This is a genomic window from Streptomyces sp. NPDC088554 (genome assembly GCF_044752945.1).
In the GTDB taxonomy this organism is placed as follows: Bacteria; Actinomycetota; Actinomycetes; order Streptomycetales; family Streptomycetaceae; genus Streptomyces.
The window spans coordinates 85,374-101,647 of sequence record NZ_JBIVMF010000003.1 but is presented as its reverse complement, the minus strand read 5'-3'; the positions used below and the strand labels follow the sequence as shown (position 1 = coordinate 101,647).

Annotated in this window: 17 protein-coding genes; 1 reads left to right on the top strand and 16 read right to left on the bottom strand. The window is 71.1% G+C overall.

Translation table 11 applies throughout. The features are described 5' to 3' along the window. Positions 1–26 precede the first annotated feature (26 nt). The 5 genes from ACIP8W_RS04355 to ACIP8W_RS04335 all read right to left on the bottom strand — a co-directional run bounded on the left by ACIP8W_RS04355 (position 27) and on the right by ACIP8W_RS04335 (position 4,543). Positions 27–1,307, bottom strand: a complete 1,281-nt coding sequence (locus tag ACIP8W_RS04355) for an aspartate aminotransferase family protein (protein WP_401956847.1) — start codon at positions 1,305–1,307, stop codon at positions 27–29. Next, positions 1,304–2,146, bottom strand: a complete 843-nt coding sequence (locus ACIP8W_RS04350; RefSeq protein WP_401956849.1) for a nitrilase-related carbon-nitrogen hydrolase — start codon at positions 2,144–2,146, stop codon at positions 1,304–1,306. Before ACIP8W_RS04350 ends, ACIP8W_RS04355 begins: the two co-directional genes overlap by 4 nt. A gap of 186 nt (positions 2,147–2,332) precedes the next feature. Next, positions 2,333–3,709, bottom strand: coding sequence for a hypothetical protein (locus ACIP8W_RS04345; protein ID WP_402201903.1), 1,377 nt, complete (start codon positions 3,707–3,709; stop codon positions 2,333–2,335). Between the two features lie 156 nt (positions 3,710–3,865). Further along, positions 3,866–4,246, bottom strand: a complete 381-nt coding sequence (locus ACIP8W_RS04340; protein ID WP_401957031.1) for a PPOX class F420-dependent oxidoreductase — start codon at positions 4,244–4,246, stop codon at positions 3,866–3,868. Between the two features lie 45 nt (positions 4,247–4,291). Further along, positions 4,292–4,543, bottom strand: coding sequence for a helix-turn-helix domain-containing protein (locus ACIP8W_RS04335; protein ID WP_401956855.1), 252 nt, complete (start codon positions 4,541–4,543; stop codon positions 4,292–4,294). Positions 4,544–4,607: 64 nt separating this feature from the next. Here ACIP8W_RS04335 and map point away from each other — a divergent pair, with 64 nt between their 5' ends. Continuing rightward, positions 4,608–5,375, top strand: coding sequence for a type I methionyl aminopeptidase (gene map, locus ACIP8W_RS04330; protein ID WP_401956857.1), 768 nt, complete (start codon positions 4,608–4,610; stop codon positions 5,373–5,375). Between the two features lie 71 nt (positions 5,376–5,446). Here map and ggt read toward each other — a convergent pair whose 3' ends face one another. The 11 genes from ggt to ACIP8W_RS04275 all read right to left on the bottom strand — a co-directional run bounded on the left by ggt (position 5,447) and on the right by ACIP8W_RS04275 (position 16,072). Beyond that, complete coding sequence (gene ggt / locus ACIP8W_RS04325) at positions 5,447–7,258, bottom strand: gamma-glutamyltransferase (RefSeq protein ID WP_401956859.1); 1,812 nt, start codon at positions 7,256–7,258, stop codon at positions 5,447–5,449. A gap of 255 nt (positions 7,259–7,513) precedes the next feature. Beyond that, a complete protein-coding gene (locus ACIP8W_RS04320; protein ID WP_401956861.1) occupies positions 7,514–8,371 on the bottom strand; it encodes an amino acid ABC transporter permease in 858 nt (285 codons plus the stop codon). Continuing rightward, entirely contained in the window at positions 8,368–9,012 is a 645-nt protein-coding gene (locus ACIP8W_RS04315) for an amino acid ABC transporter permease (RefSeq protein ID WP_401956864.1), read from the bottom strand. Before ACIP8W_RS04315 ends, ACIP8W_RS04320 begins: the two co-directional genes overlap by 4 nt. Positions 9,013–9,022: 10 nt before the next feature. Next, on the bottom strand, positions 9,023–9,958 hold the full coding sequence (locus ACIP8W_RS04310) for a glutamate ABC transporter substrate-binding protein (protein ID WP_401956867.1): 936 nt from the start codon (positions 9,956–9,958) through the stop codon (positions 9,023–9,025). Positions 9,959–9,972: 14 nt separating this feature from the next. Continuing rightward, positions 9,973–10,716: an amino acid ABC transporter ATP-binding protein gene (locus tag ACIP8W_RS04305; RefSeq protein ID WP_401956870.1), complete on the bottom strand. Its 744-nt coding sequence runs from the start codon at positions 10,714–10,716 to the stop codon at positions 9,973–9,975. 131 nt (positions 10,717–10,847) lie between these two features. Continuing rightward, positions 10,848–11,285 carry a DUF6278 family protein gene (locus ACIP8W_RS04300; protein ID WP_401956872.1) on the bottom strand — a complete coding sequence of 146 codons (438 nt, stop codon included), beginning with the start codon at positions 11,283–11,285 and terminating at the stop codon, positions 10,848–10,850. Between the two features lie 72 nt (positions 11,286–11,357). Next, positions 11,358–12,137 carry an exodeoxyribonuclease III gene (locus tag ACIP8W_RS04295; protein ID WP_401956875.1) on the bottom strand — a complete coding sequence of 260 codons (780 nt, stop codon included), beginning with the start codon at positions 12,135–12,137 and terminating at the stop codon, positions 11,358–11,360. A gap of 36 nt (positions 12,138–12,173) precedes the next feature. Beyond that, positions 12,174–12,806, bottom strand: coding sequence for an MBL fold metallo-hydrolase (locus tag ACIP8W_RS04290; RefSeq protein WP_401956877.1), 633 nt, complete (start codon positions 12,804–12,806; stop codon positions 12,174–12,176). A gap of 52 nt (positions 12,807–12,858) precedes the next feature. Next, complete coding sequence (gene pcaC / locus ACIP8W_RS04285) at positions 12,859–14,157, bottom strand: 4-carboxymuconolactone decarboxylase (protein ID WP_401956880.1); 1,299 nt, start codon at positions 14,155–14,157, stop codon at positions 12,859–12,861. Positions 14,158–14,270: 113 nt separating this feature from the next. Further along, the gene (locus tag ACIP8W_RS04280; RefSeq protein WP_401956882.1) at positions 14,271–14,918 is read right to left on the bottom strand and encodes a hypothetical protein; all 648 of its coding nucleotides are present in this window, start codon (positions 14,916–14,918) and stop codon (positions 14,271–14,273) included. After that, a complete protein-coding gene (locus ACIP8W_RS04275) occupies positions 14,915–16,072 on the bottom strand; it encodes an ROK family glucokinase (protein WP_401956885.1) in 1,158 nt (385 codons plus the stop codon). Before ACIP8W_RS04275 ends, ACIP8W_RS04280 begins: the two co-directional genes overlap by 4 nt. Positions 16,073–16,274 lie beyond the last annotated feature (202 nt).

The following is a 16,274-nucleotide window of genomic DNA, read 5'->3' as shown; positions in this document are numbered from 1 at the left end:
CGTTGCACAGGGCCTGTTCGGTACGACTAGACGCCGCGCAGGGCCTGTTCGAGAACGGCCGCGCCCTCTTCCGCCTCGGCGACGGTCAGCGAGAGCGGGGGCGCGATCCGCAGGACACTGGTGTTGTGACCGCCGCCCTTGCCGATCAGGAGCCCGCCCTCGCGGGCCGCTTCGAGGACGGCACCGGCCGCCTCGGGCACCGCCTCCCCCGTACCGGGCTTGGCCAGTTCGATGCCGATCATCAGCCCCCGGCCGCGCACTTCCCGTACGGAGTCGATGCCGGCGCCGATGGCCCGCAGCCGCTCGATCAGCAGGCCGCCGACGCGGCGGGCGTTGCCCTGGAGGTCGTGCTCCTGGAGGTAGGCGAGGTTGGCGAGGCCGGCCGCCATGGTGACGGGGCTGCCGCCGAAGGTCGAAATGGAATTGGCGTCAAGGCAGTTCATGATGTCGGCGCGGGCGACGACACCGCCGATCGACATGCCGTTGCCGATGCCCTTGGCGAAGGTGAGCATGTCCGGCGGGCCGTTCTCGGCGTGTGCCTGCCAGCCCCAGAAGTGCTCGCCGGTACGGCCCCAGCCGGTCTGCACCTCGTCGCTGATCCACAGGATGGAGTGACGGTCGAGAACTTCACGGAACGCGGCGTACAGCCCGTCCGGCGGAGCGGTGAACCCGCCGACGCCCTGCACCGGTTCGGCGATCAGCGCGGCGGGCGTACGGACGTGGCCGAGCAGGTCCTCCAGGTCCTCGACACAGGCGTCGATGAACCGCTCGTCGGTAAGGCCCGCGTACGGGCCACGGTTGCGGACGCCGCCGTGCACGTACAGCGTCTGGAGCGGGGAGAGCCCGGTCGGCGACCAGCCGCGGTTGCCGGTGACGGAGACGGTGGAGAAGGACCGGCCGTGGTAGCTGTTGCGCATCGCCAGGATCTGGTTCGACCCTCGGTACGCGGTCGCCAGCATCAGCGCGGTGTCATTGGCCTCGGTGCCGGAGGTGGTGAAGAAGACCCGGGCGTCCGGGATGCCGGACAACGCGGCGACGCGCTCGGCGAGTTCGACCATCGGGCGGTTGAGGTAGAGCGTGGAGGAGTGGATGATCCGTCCGGCCTGCTCGCTCACCGCCTTGGTGACCTCGGGGAGCGCGTGGGCGGTCATCGTGGTGAGAATGCCGCCGAAGAAGTCGAGATAGCGATTGCCGTCGGCGTCCCAGACATGGCGCCCCTCGCCGTGGGTGATCTCGATCGGCCGGTCGTAGTAGAGAGCGAGCCAGTCGGGGAGAACCTCGCGGTGGCGGTTGTAGAGCTCGGTCACGGTTGCACCAGTCCTTCGTACGCGTCGGGGCGGCGATCACGGTAGAACGCCCACTGTTGACGTACCTCATCGATCAGGGCGAAGTCCAGATCCCTGACGACGAGTTCCTCCGACTTGTCGCTGGCGGGCTCACCGACGAACCGGCCGCGCGGGTCGACGAAGTAGCTCGTGCCGTAGAAGTCGTTGTCGCCGTACTCCTCCTGGCCGACACGGTTGATCGCGGCGATGAAGTACTCGTTGGCGACGGCGGCGGCCGGCTGCTCCAACTGCCAGAGGTAGCTGGAGAGTCCACGCGAGGTGGCGGAGGGGTTGTAGACGATCTGGGCGCCGTTCAGGCCGAGTTGGCGCCAGCCCTCGGGAAAGTGACGGTCGTAGCAGATATAGACGCCGACCTTGCCGACCGCGGTGTCGAAGACGGGCCAGCCCGCGTTGCCCGGCTTGAAGTAGTACTTCTCCCAGAACCCCTTGACCTGCGGGATGTGGTGCTTGCGGTACTTGCCGAGATACGAACCGTCGGCGTCGATCACCGCGGCGGTGTTGTAGTAGAAACCGGACTGTTCGACCTCGAAGACGGGGACGACAATCACCATCCCGGTCTCCCTGGCCAGCTCCCGCATCCTGCTGACAGTCGGCCCGTCCGGAACCGCCTCGGCCCAGCGGTAGTGCTCCGGCTCCTGCACCTGACAGAAGTAGGGCGCGTTGAAGACCTCCTGGAATCCAATGATCTTCGCGCCCTGCCGGGCCGCCTCGCGGGCATGCTCCTCATGTTTGGCGATCATGGACTCGGTGTCACCCGTCCAGGTCGCCTGGACAAGTGCGGCACGTACGACTGAAGCCACGAGCTGCTCCTTCGGCGGGTGCTTCCGTAACTCTACGCACGTAGACCGATGCGTAGGAGGAGAACGTAAACCGCGTCCCACACGGGGGCAAGACCATCGTCGTTAACCCGCTGAGTCGATCAAGTTTCATACCCGAGCGGTCGACAGAGGACAGTTCGGGTCGGACCGGCCGGGCGGGACGACGCGTCAGGACGCCAGGAGTCCCGCCGCCCGCAGGGCGTGGACGAGAGCACGTTCCCTGGCCGCCGAGACCGCGCGGGCCGCCTCGATCAGCTGCGGGACGAGGCGGCGCGGGTCGGGGGTGGCCACCAGCGCGGCATCCTCGGGCGCACGCGTCTGTACGAAGGCGCTGAGCAGCGCCTTCGCCTCCTGGCCGCGCCCCGCCCCGCCCAGCGCCAGCACGGCGTCGGCGATGTCCTCGGCCGGGCGGGAGACGACCTGGCGCAGCAACTGCCCGCAGTCGTCGTCCCGGCCCGCCACCGCGAGCGCCCCGGCGGCCGCGGCGAGCTGCGCGGGCGGCAGGAAGGACGCCTCCCACAGCAGCTCGGCCCAGTCGGCGCCGAGTCCGGCGCGGTGCAGTTCGGCGGCGAGCAGGGGGAGCTGCCCGGGGGGCCGTCCGGCGGCCTCGCAGAGTACGACGTGCGCCTCGCCCGAGCGGCCCTCGGCACGCAGCCGGATCAGCTCCGCGACGATCCCCGTGGCGGCCCACCGGTCCTCCGGCGAGACGGTGGCCGTCTCCGGTTTCAGCGGCTCGGCGGGGACCGCGACGAAGCGCGCGCCCCTGGGCGCGGTGGGGACGGCGGGGGCTGGGGCGGGCTCCTGGCCTGGCTCTTCGGTCTCGTCCTCATCGAGTCCCGCGAACCGGGCGCCGCGCGGCTTGCGTTGGGGCGCGGGCCTCTTCTCCTTCCCCCTCTCCTTCTTCTCTCTCCTGTCCCTGGACGACTCTTTTCCTGCCCTGGACGACTTGAACAGGGTGGACGCCCTGCCCCGTGGCTCCTCGTCCGGTGGCCCCTCGTCCGGGGCCGGTGGGCGCGGCCCCGGGGCGGTGTGCCCTGGCACCGCCAACGCGGCGATCCTGGAAGAGAGTTCGGCGATTCGCGCGGTGGCCCGGGCGTGGTCGTCGCGGATCCAGGCCAGGTCGTGGGTGAGGCGCTCGGCTCCGGGCGAGCCCTCCGGGACCGTCCGGAGCGTACGTACCAACTCCTCGGCGCGGCCCGCCGCGTAGCTCTGCTCCCGGAACATCAGCCGCAACCGTCCGGAGAGCGCGTCGCCCCCGCCGGGGAGCCGGTCGTGGACGGCGACGGCGGCCGCGTACAGCCGTCGCGCCCGCGCCGTCTCGTGGGCCAGGGTCCGCTCGTCGCGCTCGGCGGCGAAGTCCTGGAGCAGTGACTCGACCACGTCCCAGGGCGGGATCTGCGCGCCGTCGAAGCAGGCGCGCAGCCCGTCGGGGTCACGGTGCCCGAAGACTTCGTACCAGCCGCCGGCCGGATCGAGCAGTGCCGCCAGATCTCTCAGATACCGCGCGAACTCCCTGCGTTCCGCCGGGAGTTGATGCACCACCATCGCTGCCCCGTCCCTACCGAGCCGCGCCGGGCCCTTGCCCCTACGGAAGAACACTTCGCTCCGCAGGCATTGGACCCCAGCCGTGTTACGGGAGCGCTAAGGACACTTTGCGGGAGCGGTTCCGGTATTCCCGCCCCGACACCGGCCGACGCGGGGTCAGAGGGTGATCGCGATGCCGGTGTGCGGGCGCTTGCCCCGCCGTACGACCATGGCGGGCACATCGACCAGCCAGAACTGCCAGGCGTACTTGCGTGCGATCAGTCCGCGCACCCGGCCCACCCCATCGGCGCTTTCGAGCAGCCGGGCCGTGCCCTCGGCGCTCGGCGCGCCCGGCGCGATGCGCCCGCGCACATCGCAGGCGGCCACGAGCACCCGGGTGTCGTTGCGGAGGCGTTTGACCTTCCAGGAGTCGGAGCGGGTCCAGACGAACAGCTCGCCTCCGTCCACCGCGTGCCAGACCGGGGTGGCGACCCCCGTACCGTCCTTGCGGTAGGTGGTGAGGCTCAGATAGCGGCTTCGGCCGAGTTCTTCGAGGATGGTCACAGTCGAGGAGACTACGCCTCCCGGCCCCGTGAAGCCCCGTCAGGCGGGCACCGGTACGCAGCTCGCCGCGATCTCGTCCATGGACAGCCCCAGCGCCCCCGCGAGCGCCGCCACCGTGAAGAAGGCGGGCGTCGGGGCGCGGCCGGTCTCGATCTTGCGGAGGGTCTCGGCGGAGAGCCCGGCGACGGCGGCGATCTCCACCATGCTGCGGGTGCCGCGCGCCTCGCGGAGGAGGCGGCCGAGCCGCTCGCCGCGTTCGCGCTCTTCCTGGGTGAGGGGGCTGCGTACCATTCCGTCATTGTAATACCGGCCCCATGGATTCCGCTCCACCCACCGGACCGGTATAGTTATTGGAATGATGGAGATCAAAACCGATGCGTCCCTGGAGTCCATGCGTGCCGCGGGCCGGGTCGTCGCACAAGCGCTGGCGGCGGTGCGCGAAGCCGCGGCCGTGGGGGTCACCCTGCGCTCCCTCGACACGATCGCGCACGCCGTCCTGCGGGAGGCGGGCGCGGGCTCGCCCTTCCTCGACTATCACCCCTCCTGGGCACCGACGCCCTTCCCGGCCGTCATCTGCACCTCCGTGAACGACGCGATCGTGCACGGCATCCCGGACGCGTACCGGCTGCGGGACGGCGACCTCGTCTCCATCGACTGCGGCGCCGTACTCGGCGGCTGGGTCGGGGACTCCGCGATCAGCTTCACGGTCGGCCGCGCCCGCCCCGACGACCTCCGGCTGATCGACACGGCCAATGAGGCGCTGGAGGCCGGTATCGCGGCCGCCGTCGTCGGCAACCGCATCGGGGACATCGCCCACGCGGTCGGCCGGGTCTGCCGCGCGGCGGGCTACGGCATCCCCGACGGCTACGGCGGCCACGGGATCGGCCGCACCATGCACGAGGACCCGGGCGTGCCCAACGAGGGGCGCCCCGGGCGCGGGATGCCCCTGCGCCACGGCATGGTGCTGGCGATCGAGCCGATGCTGACCGGCAGCGGTACGGACCAGCACTACACGGCCCGCGACGGCTGGACGATCCGCACCCTGGACTCCAGCCGCGCGTCCCACGCGGAACACACCGTCGCGATCACCGACGCCGGCCCGCGGATCCTCACCGCGCTCTGACCGTCCGCGCCCCGACCGTTCACCGCTCCCACCCCGGCTCCCCCGGTCGACTCCGGGGGAGCCGCAGTCGGTTACCTCCCGCGCGCCGGATGGACGACCATCGCCGAACCGCCGCCCCTGCGTACCGTCTCGGCCGCCGCCAGCCAGCGGCCGTCCGGCAGCCGCTGCACCCCGGTCGCCGCGCCGATCTCGGGGTTCTGGGTGAACACGTGCCCCAGCGCCTCCAGTTGCTGACGCACCGGGCTGTTCCACAGCCCCGGCTCCAGCTCCGTCGCCGCCGTGTTGCGCTGGCTGGCCCTCGGCGCCGCGATGGCGTCGACCAGTGGCAGCCCCCGGTCGAGCGTGCCCGTCAGGGTTTGGAGCACGGTGGTGATGATGGTCGAGCCGCCCGGCGAACCGACCGCCAGGACCGGCCTGTTGTGCCGGTCGAGCACGATCGTCGGGGAGATCGAGGACCTCGGCCGCTTGCCGGGGCCCGGCAGATTCGGGTCGTGGACCGCCGGGTTGGCCGGGGCGAAGGAGAAGTCCGTCAGCTCGTTGTTGAGCAGGAAACCCCGCCCCGGCACGGTGATCGCGCTGCCGCCGGTCGACTCGATGGTCAGGGTGTACGCGACGACGTTGCCCCACTTGTCGGCGGCCGTCAGATGCGTGGTGTTCTCGCCCTCGAAGGTGGTCGGCGCGGCGGTCCCGCCGGTCGCGCACGGAGTGGGATCGGCCGGATCGCCGGGCGCCAGCGGGCTCTTGAGGACCGCGTCGTCCTTGATGAGGCAGGCGCGCGAGTCCGCGAACCGCTGAGAGAGCAGTCCCTCGGTCGGTACGTCCTCGAAGGCCGGGTCACCGACCCAGCGGCCCCGGTCCGCGAAGGCGATCCGGCTCGCCTCGATGTAACGGTGCAGGTACCGCGCCTGGGACGCCTTCGAAAGGTCCGTCCCCTCAAGGATGTTGAGCGCCTCGCCGACGCTCGTACCGCCCGAGGAGGACGGCGCCATGCCGTACACATCGAGCCCCCGGTACGAGACCTTCGTCGGCGCCTGCCGCTTGGTCCGGTACGAGGCGAGGTCCCCGGCGGTGAGGTCGCCGGACCGGACGACCCGGGTGGCGTCCGGGGAGACAGGGGGATTGCGTACCGTACGGACGATGTCGCGGCCCAGCTCGCCCCGGTACAGCGCCCCGGTGCCCTTGCGGCCCAACTCCGCGTAGGTGCGCGCCAGATCGGGGTTCTTGAAGACCGATCCGACGACCGGCAGCGCACCGCCGGGCAGGAAGAGCCTCGCCGTGTCGGGGAAGTCCGCGAACCGCTCCTGGTTGGACTGGGTCTGCGCGCGGAAGGTCGCGTCCACGGTGAAGCCGTGCTTCGCGAGCCGCTCTGCGGGTTTCAACAGCTGCCCCAGCGACCGGCTGCCCCACGCGCCGAGCGCGGCGTCCCAGGTGGCGGGGGTGCCGGGGGTGCCGACGCCCCGGCCGCTGGTCATCGCCTCCGCGAACGGGATGGGCCTGCCGTCCTCCAGGAAGAGCGAGCTGTCGGCCGAACGCGGCGCCGTCTCACGGCCGTCGATGGTGTGGACGGTACGGGAGCGGGCGTCGTAGTAGACGAAGTAGCCGCCCCCGCCGATGCCCGCGGAGTACGGCTCGGTGACTCCGAGCGCGGCGGCGGTGGCGACGGCCGCGTCCACGGCGTTCCCGCCGCGCCGCAGCACCTCGATCCCGGCGGCCGAGGCGTCGGCGTCGACGCTGGCGACCGCTCCCCCGTAGCCGGCCGCCACCGGGGTCTTCTCCGGTGGCGGCGCGGTCGCGGAGTGGGAGGGCGGCGCCGCGGCGCCCACCGCAAGCAGGGCCACGGCAACAGCCGTCACAGGGACATTCCGCGAAGCGGAGCGACGCATTTCCGGACCTCCAGTCGAGAACAGTCCGCGCAGCGTAACTTCACCGGGCCCGCCACGTCAGGACCGTCTCATCACGGAGCGGGAGCGCCGACGTGCGCGCCCATGGGTGCGCGGAGGCCGGAGGCGGGTGGTCGACCCACGGGAACACGACCCGACCCGGCGCGCAGCTGACCTTCTCCCCGTCCGTACGAGAGTCGGGCTCTGTCGTACGAGAAGTGATCTCCGGCTGCCGCCGGGCGGGCCACTGCCCCTGTGCTACCGCCCGCCCGGCAGTAGCGTCCCTGGGGAGGCCGGGGCGATGCCCGCGGCCTCTGTTCTCGGACTGCGCCGCTGACGCCTGGCCATCCAGTGGGCGAACCAGGAGAGCAGCATGCACATCCCGATGTAGATCGGCGAAATCACCATCACCACGGGGATGAACGGCAAATCGTAGTCGAGATTCGAGGCGATGAGCTTTCCGGCATGGAGGAACTCCTCATAGGTGATCAAATAACCCAGTGATGTGTCCTTGAGAGCGACCACCAGCTGACTGATGATCGTGGGCAGCATGGCGCGGACCGCCTGCGGCACCAGCACGTACGACATGACCTGCGTCTTGCGCATGCCGAGCGCGTACGCCGCCTCCCGCTGACCGCGCTCCACCGAGTTGACTCCGGTACGGAACACCTCGGCGAGCACGGAGCCGTTGTAGAGCGTGAGACCGGCCACCAGCGCCGGCAGGGCCTGCACCTTGAGCGCCACGAAGATGAAGAAGATCATCACCAGTACGGGCATGGCGCGGAAGAACTCGACCAGGGCCGTGGAGATCCAGCGCACCGGGCGGTGTTCGGAGAGCCGCCCGGAGGCGAGGAGCGCGCCGAGTGCCAGCGAGAGCACCGCGGCGTACGCGAATGCCTTGAGGGTGTTGCCGAGCCCGCGCAGCAACAGCTCCTGGATGCCCCGGTATTCGAAGGGCGTCCATTTGGCGGCGGTGAACTGCCCGGTGTCGAAGAGCAGATAGAGCAGCCAGCCGAGGAGCGCGACGATCGCGGCCGACGCCAGCACGCCGTAGACGCGGTGGCGGCGGCGGGTCGCCGGGCCCGGGATGTCGTACAGCGCGGTCGACTCGGTCATCGGGCGACTCCGTAGTGCTTCTCCAGGAAGGTGAACAGCGCGCTGATGGACAACGTGATGATCAGATAGCCGACAGCGATCCAGACGAAGGTCCAGACGATGCTGTAGCCCCTCTCGTTGAGGTCCTTGTACGTGCCGAGCAGCTCCGTGACGCTGAACGCGCCCGCGATGGCGGAGTTCTTGGCGAGGGCGATCAGCGTGGATCCGACGGGCGGGATGACCGTACGGAACGCCTGCGGCAGTACGACGGTGCCGAGGGTCTGACCGAAGCTCATCCCGAGGCTGCGTGCCGCCTCCCCCTGCCCCTTGGGCACGGTGTTGATGCCCGAGCGCAGCACCTCGCAGATGAATGCCGAGGTGTAGCAGCCGAGCGCGAGGACCGCGAAGAGCTGGAAGGGCAGGATCAGCCCGAAGCGCGGCAGGCCGAGCACGACCGCGAAGAAGAGCAGCGTCAGCGGGGTGTTGCGCAGCACGGTGACCCAGACAGTGCCCAGCGCCCGCAGCGCGCGGACGGGCGCGACCCGGAAGGAGGCCATGACGAAGCCCAGCGCGAGCGCGAGCAGCGAGGCGTATACCGTCAGCTCCAGGGTGCCGAGGAAGCCCTTGCCGTAGAGGGCGAAGTTCTTGGTGAGTACGTCCATGGCGTCGGCCTCAGCTCGCCGGGTAGCGGTCGATGGGCGGGGGCGGGGTCGCCGCGCGTCCGGAGAGGCCGAGCGTCGCGTCGTACGCCTTCTGCCAGTCGCCGTTGCGCTCGTGGACCGCGAGGGCGTCGTCGAGCGCGAGCCGCAGCGCGTTGTCGCCCCGGGGTACGCCGATGCCGTACGGCTCCTTCGAGAAGGGCGCGCCGACCACCTTCAGCTCGTTCGGGACCTTGGCCGCGAAGCCCTGGAGGATGGTGTCGTCGGTGGTGACGGCGTCGACCTGATAGGTGAGCAGGTTGTCCACGCAGACGGAGTAGGTGTCGTACCCGACGAGTTCGACGCGCGGGTAGTCGTCCCGCATCCGCTGGTACGGGGTGGATCCGGCGGCCGAGCAGACGCGTTTGCCGTCGAGGTCGCGGGGGCCCTTGATGTGCTTCTCGCCGGCCCGTACGAGGAGGGACTGGCCCGCCATGTAGTAGGGGCCGGCGAAGCCGACGAGCTTCTTGCGGTTGTCGTTGATGGTGTAGGTGCCGACGTAGTAGTCGATCTGCCCGTTCTGGAGGGCGGTTTCGCGGTTGGCCGAGGCGATCGTGCGGAAGCTGACGCTCTTCGGCGCGAAGCCGAGGGAGGCGGACATCATCTTCGCGATCTCGATGTCGAAGCCGGAGTAGACACCGGTGGCCGGGTCCTTCTCGCCCATGTACGGCTGGTCCTCCTTGGCGCCGACGACGAGATGGCCCCGCCGCTTCGCCTTCTTCCAGGTGGGCGAGTCGGGCAGCGTGAAACCCCGGTCGACCCGGTACTGGGGCAGGGTTTCGGGGCGCGGCCCCTTCACAGGTGGGCTGCCCTCCTTGCCGCAGCCGAGGACGGGCAGGGGCAGGAGCGCCAGGAGGAGGAACGCGGCGAGCCGGGTCCCGCTCCGGCGCGGCATGCGGACGGACATCATGAACCGCACCCCCGTCAGTGCTTGAGGATCTTGGAGAGGAAGTCCTTGGCCCGGTCGCTCCGGGGAGCGGTGAAGAAGTCCTCCGGGGTGCGGTCCTCGACGATGCGGCCGTCCGCCATGAACACGACGCGGTTGGCGGCGGAGCGGGCGAAGCCCATCTCATGGGTGACCACGACCATGGTCATGCCCTCGGCGGCCAGTTGCCGCATGACTTCGAGGACCTCGTTGATCATCTCCGGGTCGAGCGCCGAGGTGGGCTCGTCGAAGAGCATGACCTTGGGGTCCATGGCGAGCGCGCGGGCGATGGCGACGCGCTGCTGCTGGCCGCCGGAGAGCTGGGCGGGCAGCTTGTCGGCCTGGTCGGCGAGGCCCACCCGCTCCAGCAGCTCGCGGGAGCGCCGGTCGGCCTCGCCCTTCCCGCGCCCGCGGACCTTGATCTGCGCGAGGGAGACATTGGCCAGCACGGTCCGGTGGGCGAAGAGGTTGAACGACTGGAAGACCATGCCGACTTCGGCCCGGAGCCGGGCGAGTCCGCGGCCCTCGGCGGGGAGCGGGACGCCGTCGATGGTGATGGTGCCCGACTCGATCGTCTCCAGCCGGTTCACGCACCGGCAGAGCGTGGACTTGCCGGAACCCGAGGGCCCGATGATCACGACCACTTCGCCGCGCGCGACCGTGAGGTCGATGTCCTGGAGGACGTGCAACTCTCCGAAGTGCTTGTTCACATCACGAAGCTCGATCAACGGATCGACGGCCATACCCTGCCCCACCCACTCTCGGCTGTGTCGAGGTCCGCGCAAACTATCCAGCGGGGCAACGGACTTCGCACTCGACACGCACATATGGGGCATAAGCAGTATTTAATGGGGAGTCGCCCCGGGAGGGGGGGTCAGGCTTCGGCCGCCTCCGCGTACACCTGGGACAGCTCGGGCGCGCCGGTGGCCGCCCAGTCCAGACCGGCCTCGACCACCGGGAGCTCCCGTCCGGAGGCCAGGCACACCACGGGATGGCCGCCCGGCCAGATCCGCCAGCGGGCGCCCGGGACCGTACGGACGATGACCGTGCCCAGATACAGCCCCGCGTCGTTACCCAGCCAGGGCAGCTCCTCCGGGTCGTCGCGCCAGCGCGGCGGAAGCTGGTCGAGCGCTTCCAACGAGGCCGGGGAGTCGTCCAGTTCGAGCCCCTCGCGTGTCGCCCTGGCCCGGAGCAGCTCGCACTCGGAGAGCAGCTCGGCCACGCCCGCCGGGTCGTCGCCCACGGCGGAGGCGAGCTCCTGGCCCGCTTCGCCGTGCCGCCTGCGCCAGTTGTCCAAGAAAGGGATGTTCATGCCACTCAGCCTGCCATTCCCCCCGAGCGGGGCACCATAGGACGCGCGGACCTGCGGGGCCGTGCGAGCGGCTCAGACGTCGAGATCGACCACCACGGGGGCGTGGTCCGAGGCGCCCTTGCCCTTGCGCTCGTCACGGTCCACGTAGCTGTCCTTGACGGCCTCCGCGAACGGGGTGTTGCCGTAGACCAGGTCGATGCGCATGCCCCGGTTCTTGGGGAAGCACAGCTGGCGGTAGTCCCAGTAGGTGTACGGGTGGTCGTACTTGAGCGGGCGGGGCACCACATCGGTGAGCCCCTGCTCGCGCAGGGCCGCGAGCGCGGCCCGCTCGGCGGGGGTGACATGGGTGGCGCCCTCGAACGGGGCGAGGTCCCATACGTCGTCGTCGCCCGGGGCCACGTTGAAGTCGCCGAGGACGGCGAACGGGCGCGGGCCCGCCGCGTCCTCGGCCACCGCCGCGCGCAGCGCCTCCAGCCAGGCGAGCTTGTACGCGTAGTGGTCGTGGCCGACCTCGCGGCCGTTGGGCACATAGACCGACCAGAGCCGGACCGGACCACAGGTCGCGGAGATCGCCCGGGGCTCCGCCACCCCTTCGTACTCCGGGCCGCCGGGCAGGCCGTGGACGACGTCCGTCAGGCCGGCCCGGGAGATCAGCGCGACCCCGTTCCACCGCCCGGTGGCCAGCACCGCCGATTCATACCCCAGCTCGCGCAGCTCGGCGGCGGGGAACTGCTCCTCGGCGCACTTGGTCTCCTGGACGCACAGCACGTCCGTACCGCTGCTCTCCAGCCAGGCCAGCAGGCGGGGCAGCCGGGCGGTGATCGAATTGACGTTCCAGGTGGCGATGCGCATGGAGGACAGCCTATCGGCGGGGTACGACAACGGACGTCACAGCTCGGTGGAGCCGCCCGGGTCCAGCCTGCCGTGGTCCGTACCGCCCAGGGAGCCGATCAGGTTGTCGTAGACGGGCCGGGCGAGACCGGCGAGGAGCCCGTCGTGGACGTCCAGGGCTCGCCGGGGCTTGACCTCGCGTACGTAGTCGATCACCTCGGAGACCTTGCTCCAGGGCGCGTGCACGGGCAGCAGCAGGGTGTCGACCGGATGGTCGGGGACGGTCAGCGCATCACCCGGATGGAAGACCGTACCGTCGACGAGATAGCCGACATTGGTGATCCGGGGGATGTCCGGGTGGATCACGGCGTGCAGCTCGCCGTAGACCCTGACCTCGAAGCCCGCCGCCGAGAAGGCGTCGCCGTGGCCGACCGTACGGACCCGGCCGGGGAAGGCCGCGGAGAGCCGGTCCGCGACGCTGCGCAGCGTCCAGAGCCGGGCGGCCGGGTTCGCCTCCAGCGCGGCCCGCAGCCGGTCCTCGCTGAAATGGTCGAGATGCTCATGTGTGACGAGGATGGCGTCCGCGCCGCTGGTGGCGTCCTCCTCGGTGAAGGAACCTGGGTCGATGACGAGCGTGTGCCCGTCCTTCTCCAGCCGGACACACGCGTGCGTCTTCTTGGTGAGCTTCACCGCTGACCGCCTCTCTGTGGCTTTCCCCTGTGGTCCTCGTACGTCAATCCTGCTACGCCTCGGGGGTGGTCTCCTCCCGGATCACCGTGCCGACCACCCGGAACGCCGTGTTCGCCGCCGGGACCCCGCAGTAGACGGCCGTCTGGATCAGCACTTCCTTGATCTCCGCCGGGGTGAGGCCGTTGCGCAGCGCGGCCCGGGTGTGGAAGGCCAGCTCCTCCAGATGTCCGCCGGAGATCAGCGCGGTCAGTGTGACCGCGCTGCGGGTACGGCGGTCCAGACCGTCCCTGGTCCACACCTCGCCCCAGGCGTAGCGGGTGATCAGCTCCTGGAAGTCGCCGGTGAAGCTGTCGGCGCCGGCCGTGGCCCGGTCGACATGGGCGTCGCCGAGGACCTCCCTGCGGACCCGCATCCCCGCGTCGTACGGGTCGGCGCGCCCGGTGAACACGGCCTGGGGCTGTTCGGCGGCCGGGGCGATCTCGGCGACCGGTCCCGGCGACGCGGAGGCCACGGGCTGGGCCATCCGGTCGGGCATCACGGTCAGGCTGGTGGAGGTGTCGGACGGGTTGTACCAGGCGGTGGAGAAGTGGTGGACGAGCAGGTCCGTGACGGCGGCGGGCTGCTCGACGGGGGCCAGATGGGAGGCGCCCGGCACCAGCGCGAGCCGGGCGTCCGGTATCCCCGCGACCAGGGTGCGGGCCTCGGCGGGGCCGGTGACCTGGTCCTCGGCGCCGACCAGGACCAGGGTGGGCACGGCGATACGGCCCAGCTCGGCCCGGATGTCGAAGGCGGCCAGCGCCTCGCAGGAGGCGATGTAGCAGCCGGGGTCGGTGGTGCGGACCATCTGGACCGCCCATTCGACGATGGCGGGCTGGGCGGCGGCGAAGCCGGGGGTGAACCAGCGTTCCGGGGCGGTCCGGGCCATCGGGTCCAGCCCGTTGGCCCGGACGATCACCCCGCGCTGGCGGAACTCGTCGGCCGTGCCGAACCGGGGCGAGGCGGCCACCAGGGCGAGCGAGGCGATCCGGTCGGGGCGGCGCAGCGCCAGCTCGGCGCCGATGGCCCCGGCGATGGAGCAGCCGACATAGCCGAAGCGCTGCACCCCGAGTCCGTCGAGCGTGGCCAGCAGCCGTTCCGCCAGTTCGGGGACGCTGGTGGCGGGGTGCGCGGGGGCGCCGCCGTGGCCGGGCAGGTCGAAGCGGAGCACCCGCCACTGCCGGGCCAGTTCGGGTACCTGGCGGTCCCACATGTGCCAGGTCGTCCCGAGAGAAGGGCCGAGGATCAGTACGGGGGCGTCCTCCGGACCGTCCATGCGGTACTGCAGGGTCTTGGGGGGCGTCGTCTCACTCACCCGCGCCAGGTTAGTGAGGCGGTGGCGGGTGCCGGTCACGGGGTGGCCGTCATCACGGGTGTGAAGATCCGGTACCACGGGCCGCCGGCGGACACGCGCGGGCCGGCGACCGCTCAGGGAGTGGTGGTGGAGACGACGAACACCCGGGGGAAACCGGGGTCGGTGAGGTCCACGACGATGTCCTGGCTGGGGCGCGGGCTCTTCTGCCGGTGGCTGACTCCGGCCCAGTCGTGGCCGGGGAGGTCGAAGTTCCAGCCGACGGCGGAACGGTCGCGGGGGGTGATCGTGATCGAGCCGGCCCGGAGCGCGGAGCGGGTGGTGCCCAGCTCGGTCAGGAAGGTGTCGAGGCGTCCCGAGGTGACGTCGAACTGGACGTACAGCCTGCTGGTGCGCCAGTTGCTCGTCTCGTAGTAGCGCACGCCCGTGGCGCCCAGCGGGATCGGGACCTCGAAGATGTTGCGCTTCATCCTGGAGGGGCGCACCTGCTGGAGGCCGGTGGCGGAGGACTCGGCCTCCTTGTCGCGGCCGCTCTCGCGGCTCTGCCCGGCCGAGATCACCAGATAGCCGGCCGGGATGCCGATGAGCAGCACGATCACGATGGCCGTGAGCCAGCGGCGCCGGTTGCGGTGGCGGCGGGCCTCCGGCGGCGGGCCGCCGGTACCGGCGCCGCCCGGGGCGCCCGTACCGGCCGGGGCGGCGGGCCGCTCTCTGTTTCCCCTGCCGTCCCCGTCCGGGGACGGCAGGGGGCGTTCCAGGGTCATGACGGCGGGTCCTGCGGTGCGCGCGGACTGCGGATGGCCTGGGTGTAGCGCTCGTACCGCTCGTAGCGCTCCACCCGGCGGCGCTTGGCGCGGCGGAAGCGTCTGGCCACCAGCCGGGAGAGATCGGCGGCGCCGACCATGCCAGCCTCGGGGCCGAGCTGCGCCTTGGCGATCCGGGCCTCGGGGCGGTAGCCGCGGCCGGTGAGGTTACGACGGAACGCCTCCCGGGCCGGTCCGATGAGCAGATCGTCGGCCGCGCTGACCCCGCCGCCGATCACGAAGCAGGACGGGTCGAGCGCGGCGGCCAGATTGGCGATGCCGACCCCGAGCCACTGGCCGATGTCCTGGAACAGCTCGATGCACATGGCGTCGCCCTCGCGGGCGAGCTCGGTGATCAGCGGTCCGGTGATCTCGTGGACGTTGCCCTTGACGCGGTCGATGATGTTGTACGCGACCGGCGAATCGGCCGCGGCCAGCTCCCTGGCCTCCCGGACGAGGGCGTTGCCCGAGCTGTACTGCTCCCAGCAGCCGCGGTTGCCGCACGGGCAGCGGTGGCCACCGGGGACGACCTGCATATGGCCGAACTCACCCGCGACGCCGAACTTGCCGCGCTTGACCTGGCCGTCCTCCAGGATCGCCCCGCCGATGCCGGTCCCGAGCGTGATCATGACGAGATGGTCCTCGCCGCGTCCGGCACCGAAGCGCCACTCGGCCCAGGCGGCGGTGTTGGCGTCGTTGTCGACCATCACGGGAACCGCGAGCCGGTCGGAGAGCGCGTCCCTGAGGGGCTCGTCGCGCCAGGCGAGATGCGGTGCGAACAGCACCCTGGAGCGGTCCGCGTCGACCCAGCCCGCCGCGCCGATGCCGACCGCGTGCACATCGTGGCGGTCGGAGAGGTCCAGGACCAGTTCGACGATGGTGTCCTCGACGACCCGGGGGCTCTTGGACTTGTCCGGAGTCTCGGTGCGGAGCGTCTCCAGGATGTTGCCGTCCGGGTCGACGACCCCGGCCATCACCTTCGTACCACCGATGTCGATGCCGACGGTCGGTACCCGGGGCGCGGTGAGCAGGGAGCGGCGCTCCCGGGTGCCGACGGTGCGCAGAACGGTGGCGCGGGCGGTGCCCCGATGGGCGAAATCACGGTACGTACTCATCGGCGCGGCCTCCCCGTGTCCGTCGGCTCGGTCTTGCCGTACCGGGTGGAACAGCGGCTGGATGCTCGCACGAGTCGTGTCGTCCCTGCGGGGTCGGGGACCGGCCCGCCCGGGTGGGCAGGCGGCCGCGGACGGAGTCCGCCGTGCCAGATTGTGCCATCCGGGCCGGGCGGAGGCGCCGCACGGCCCGGGTGGCGGGCGC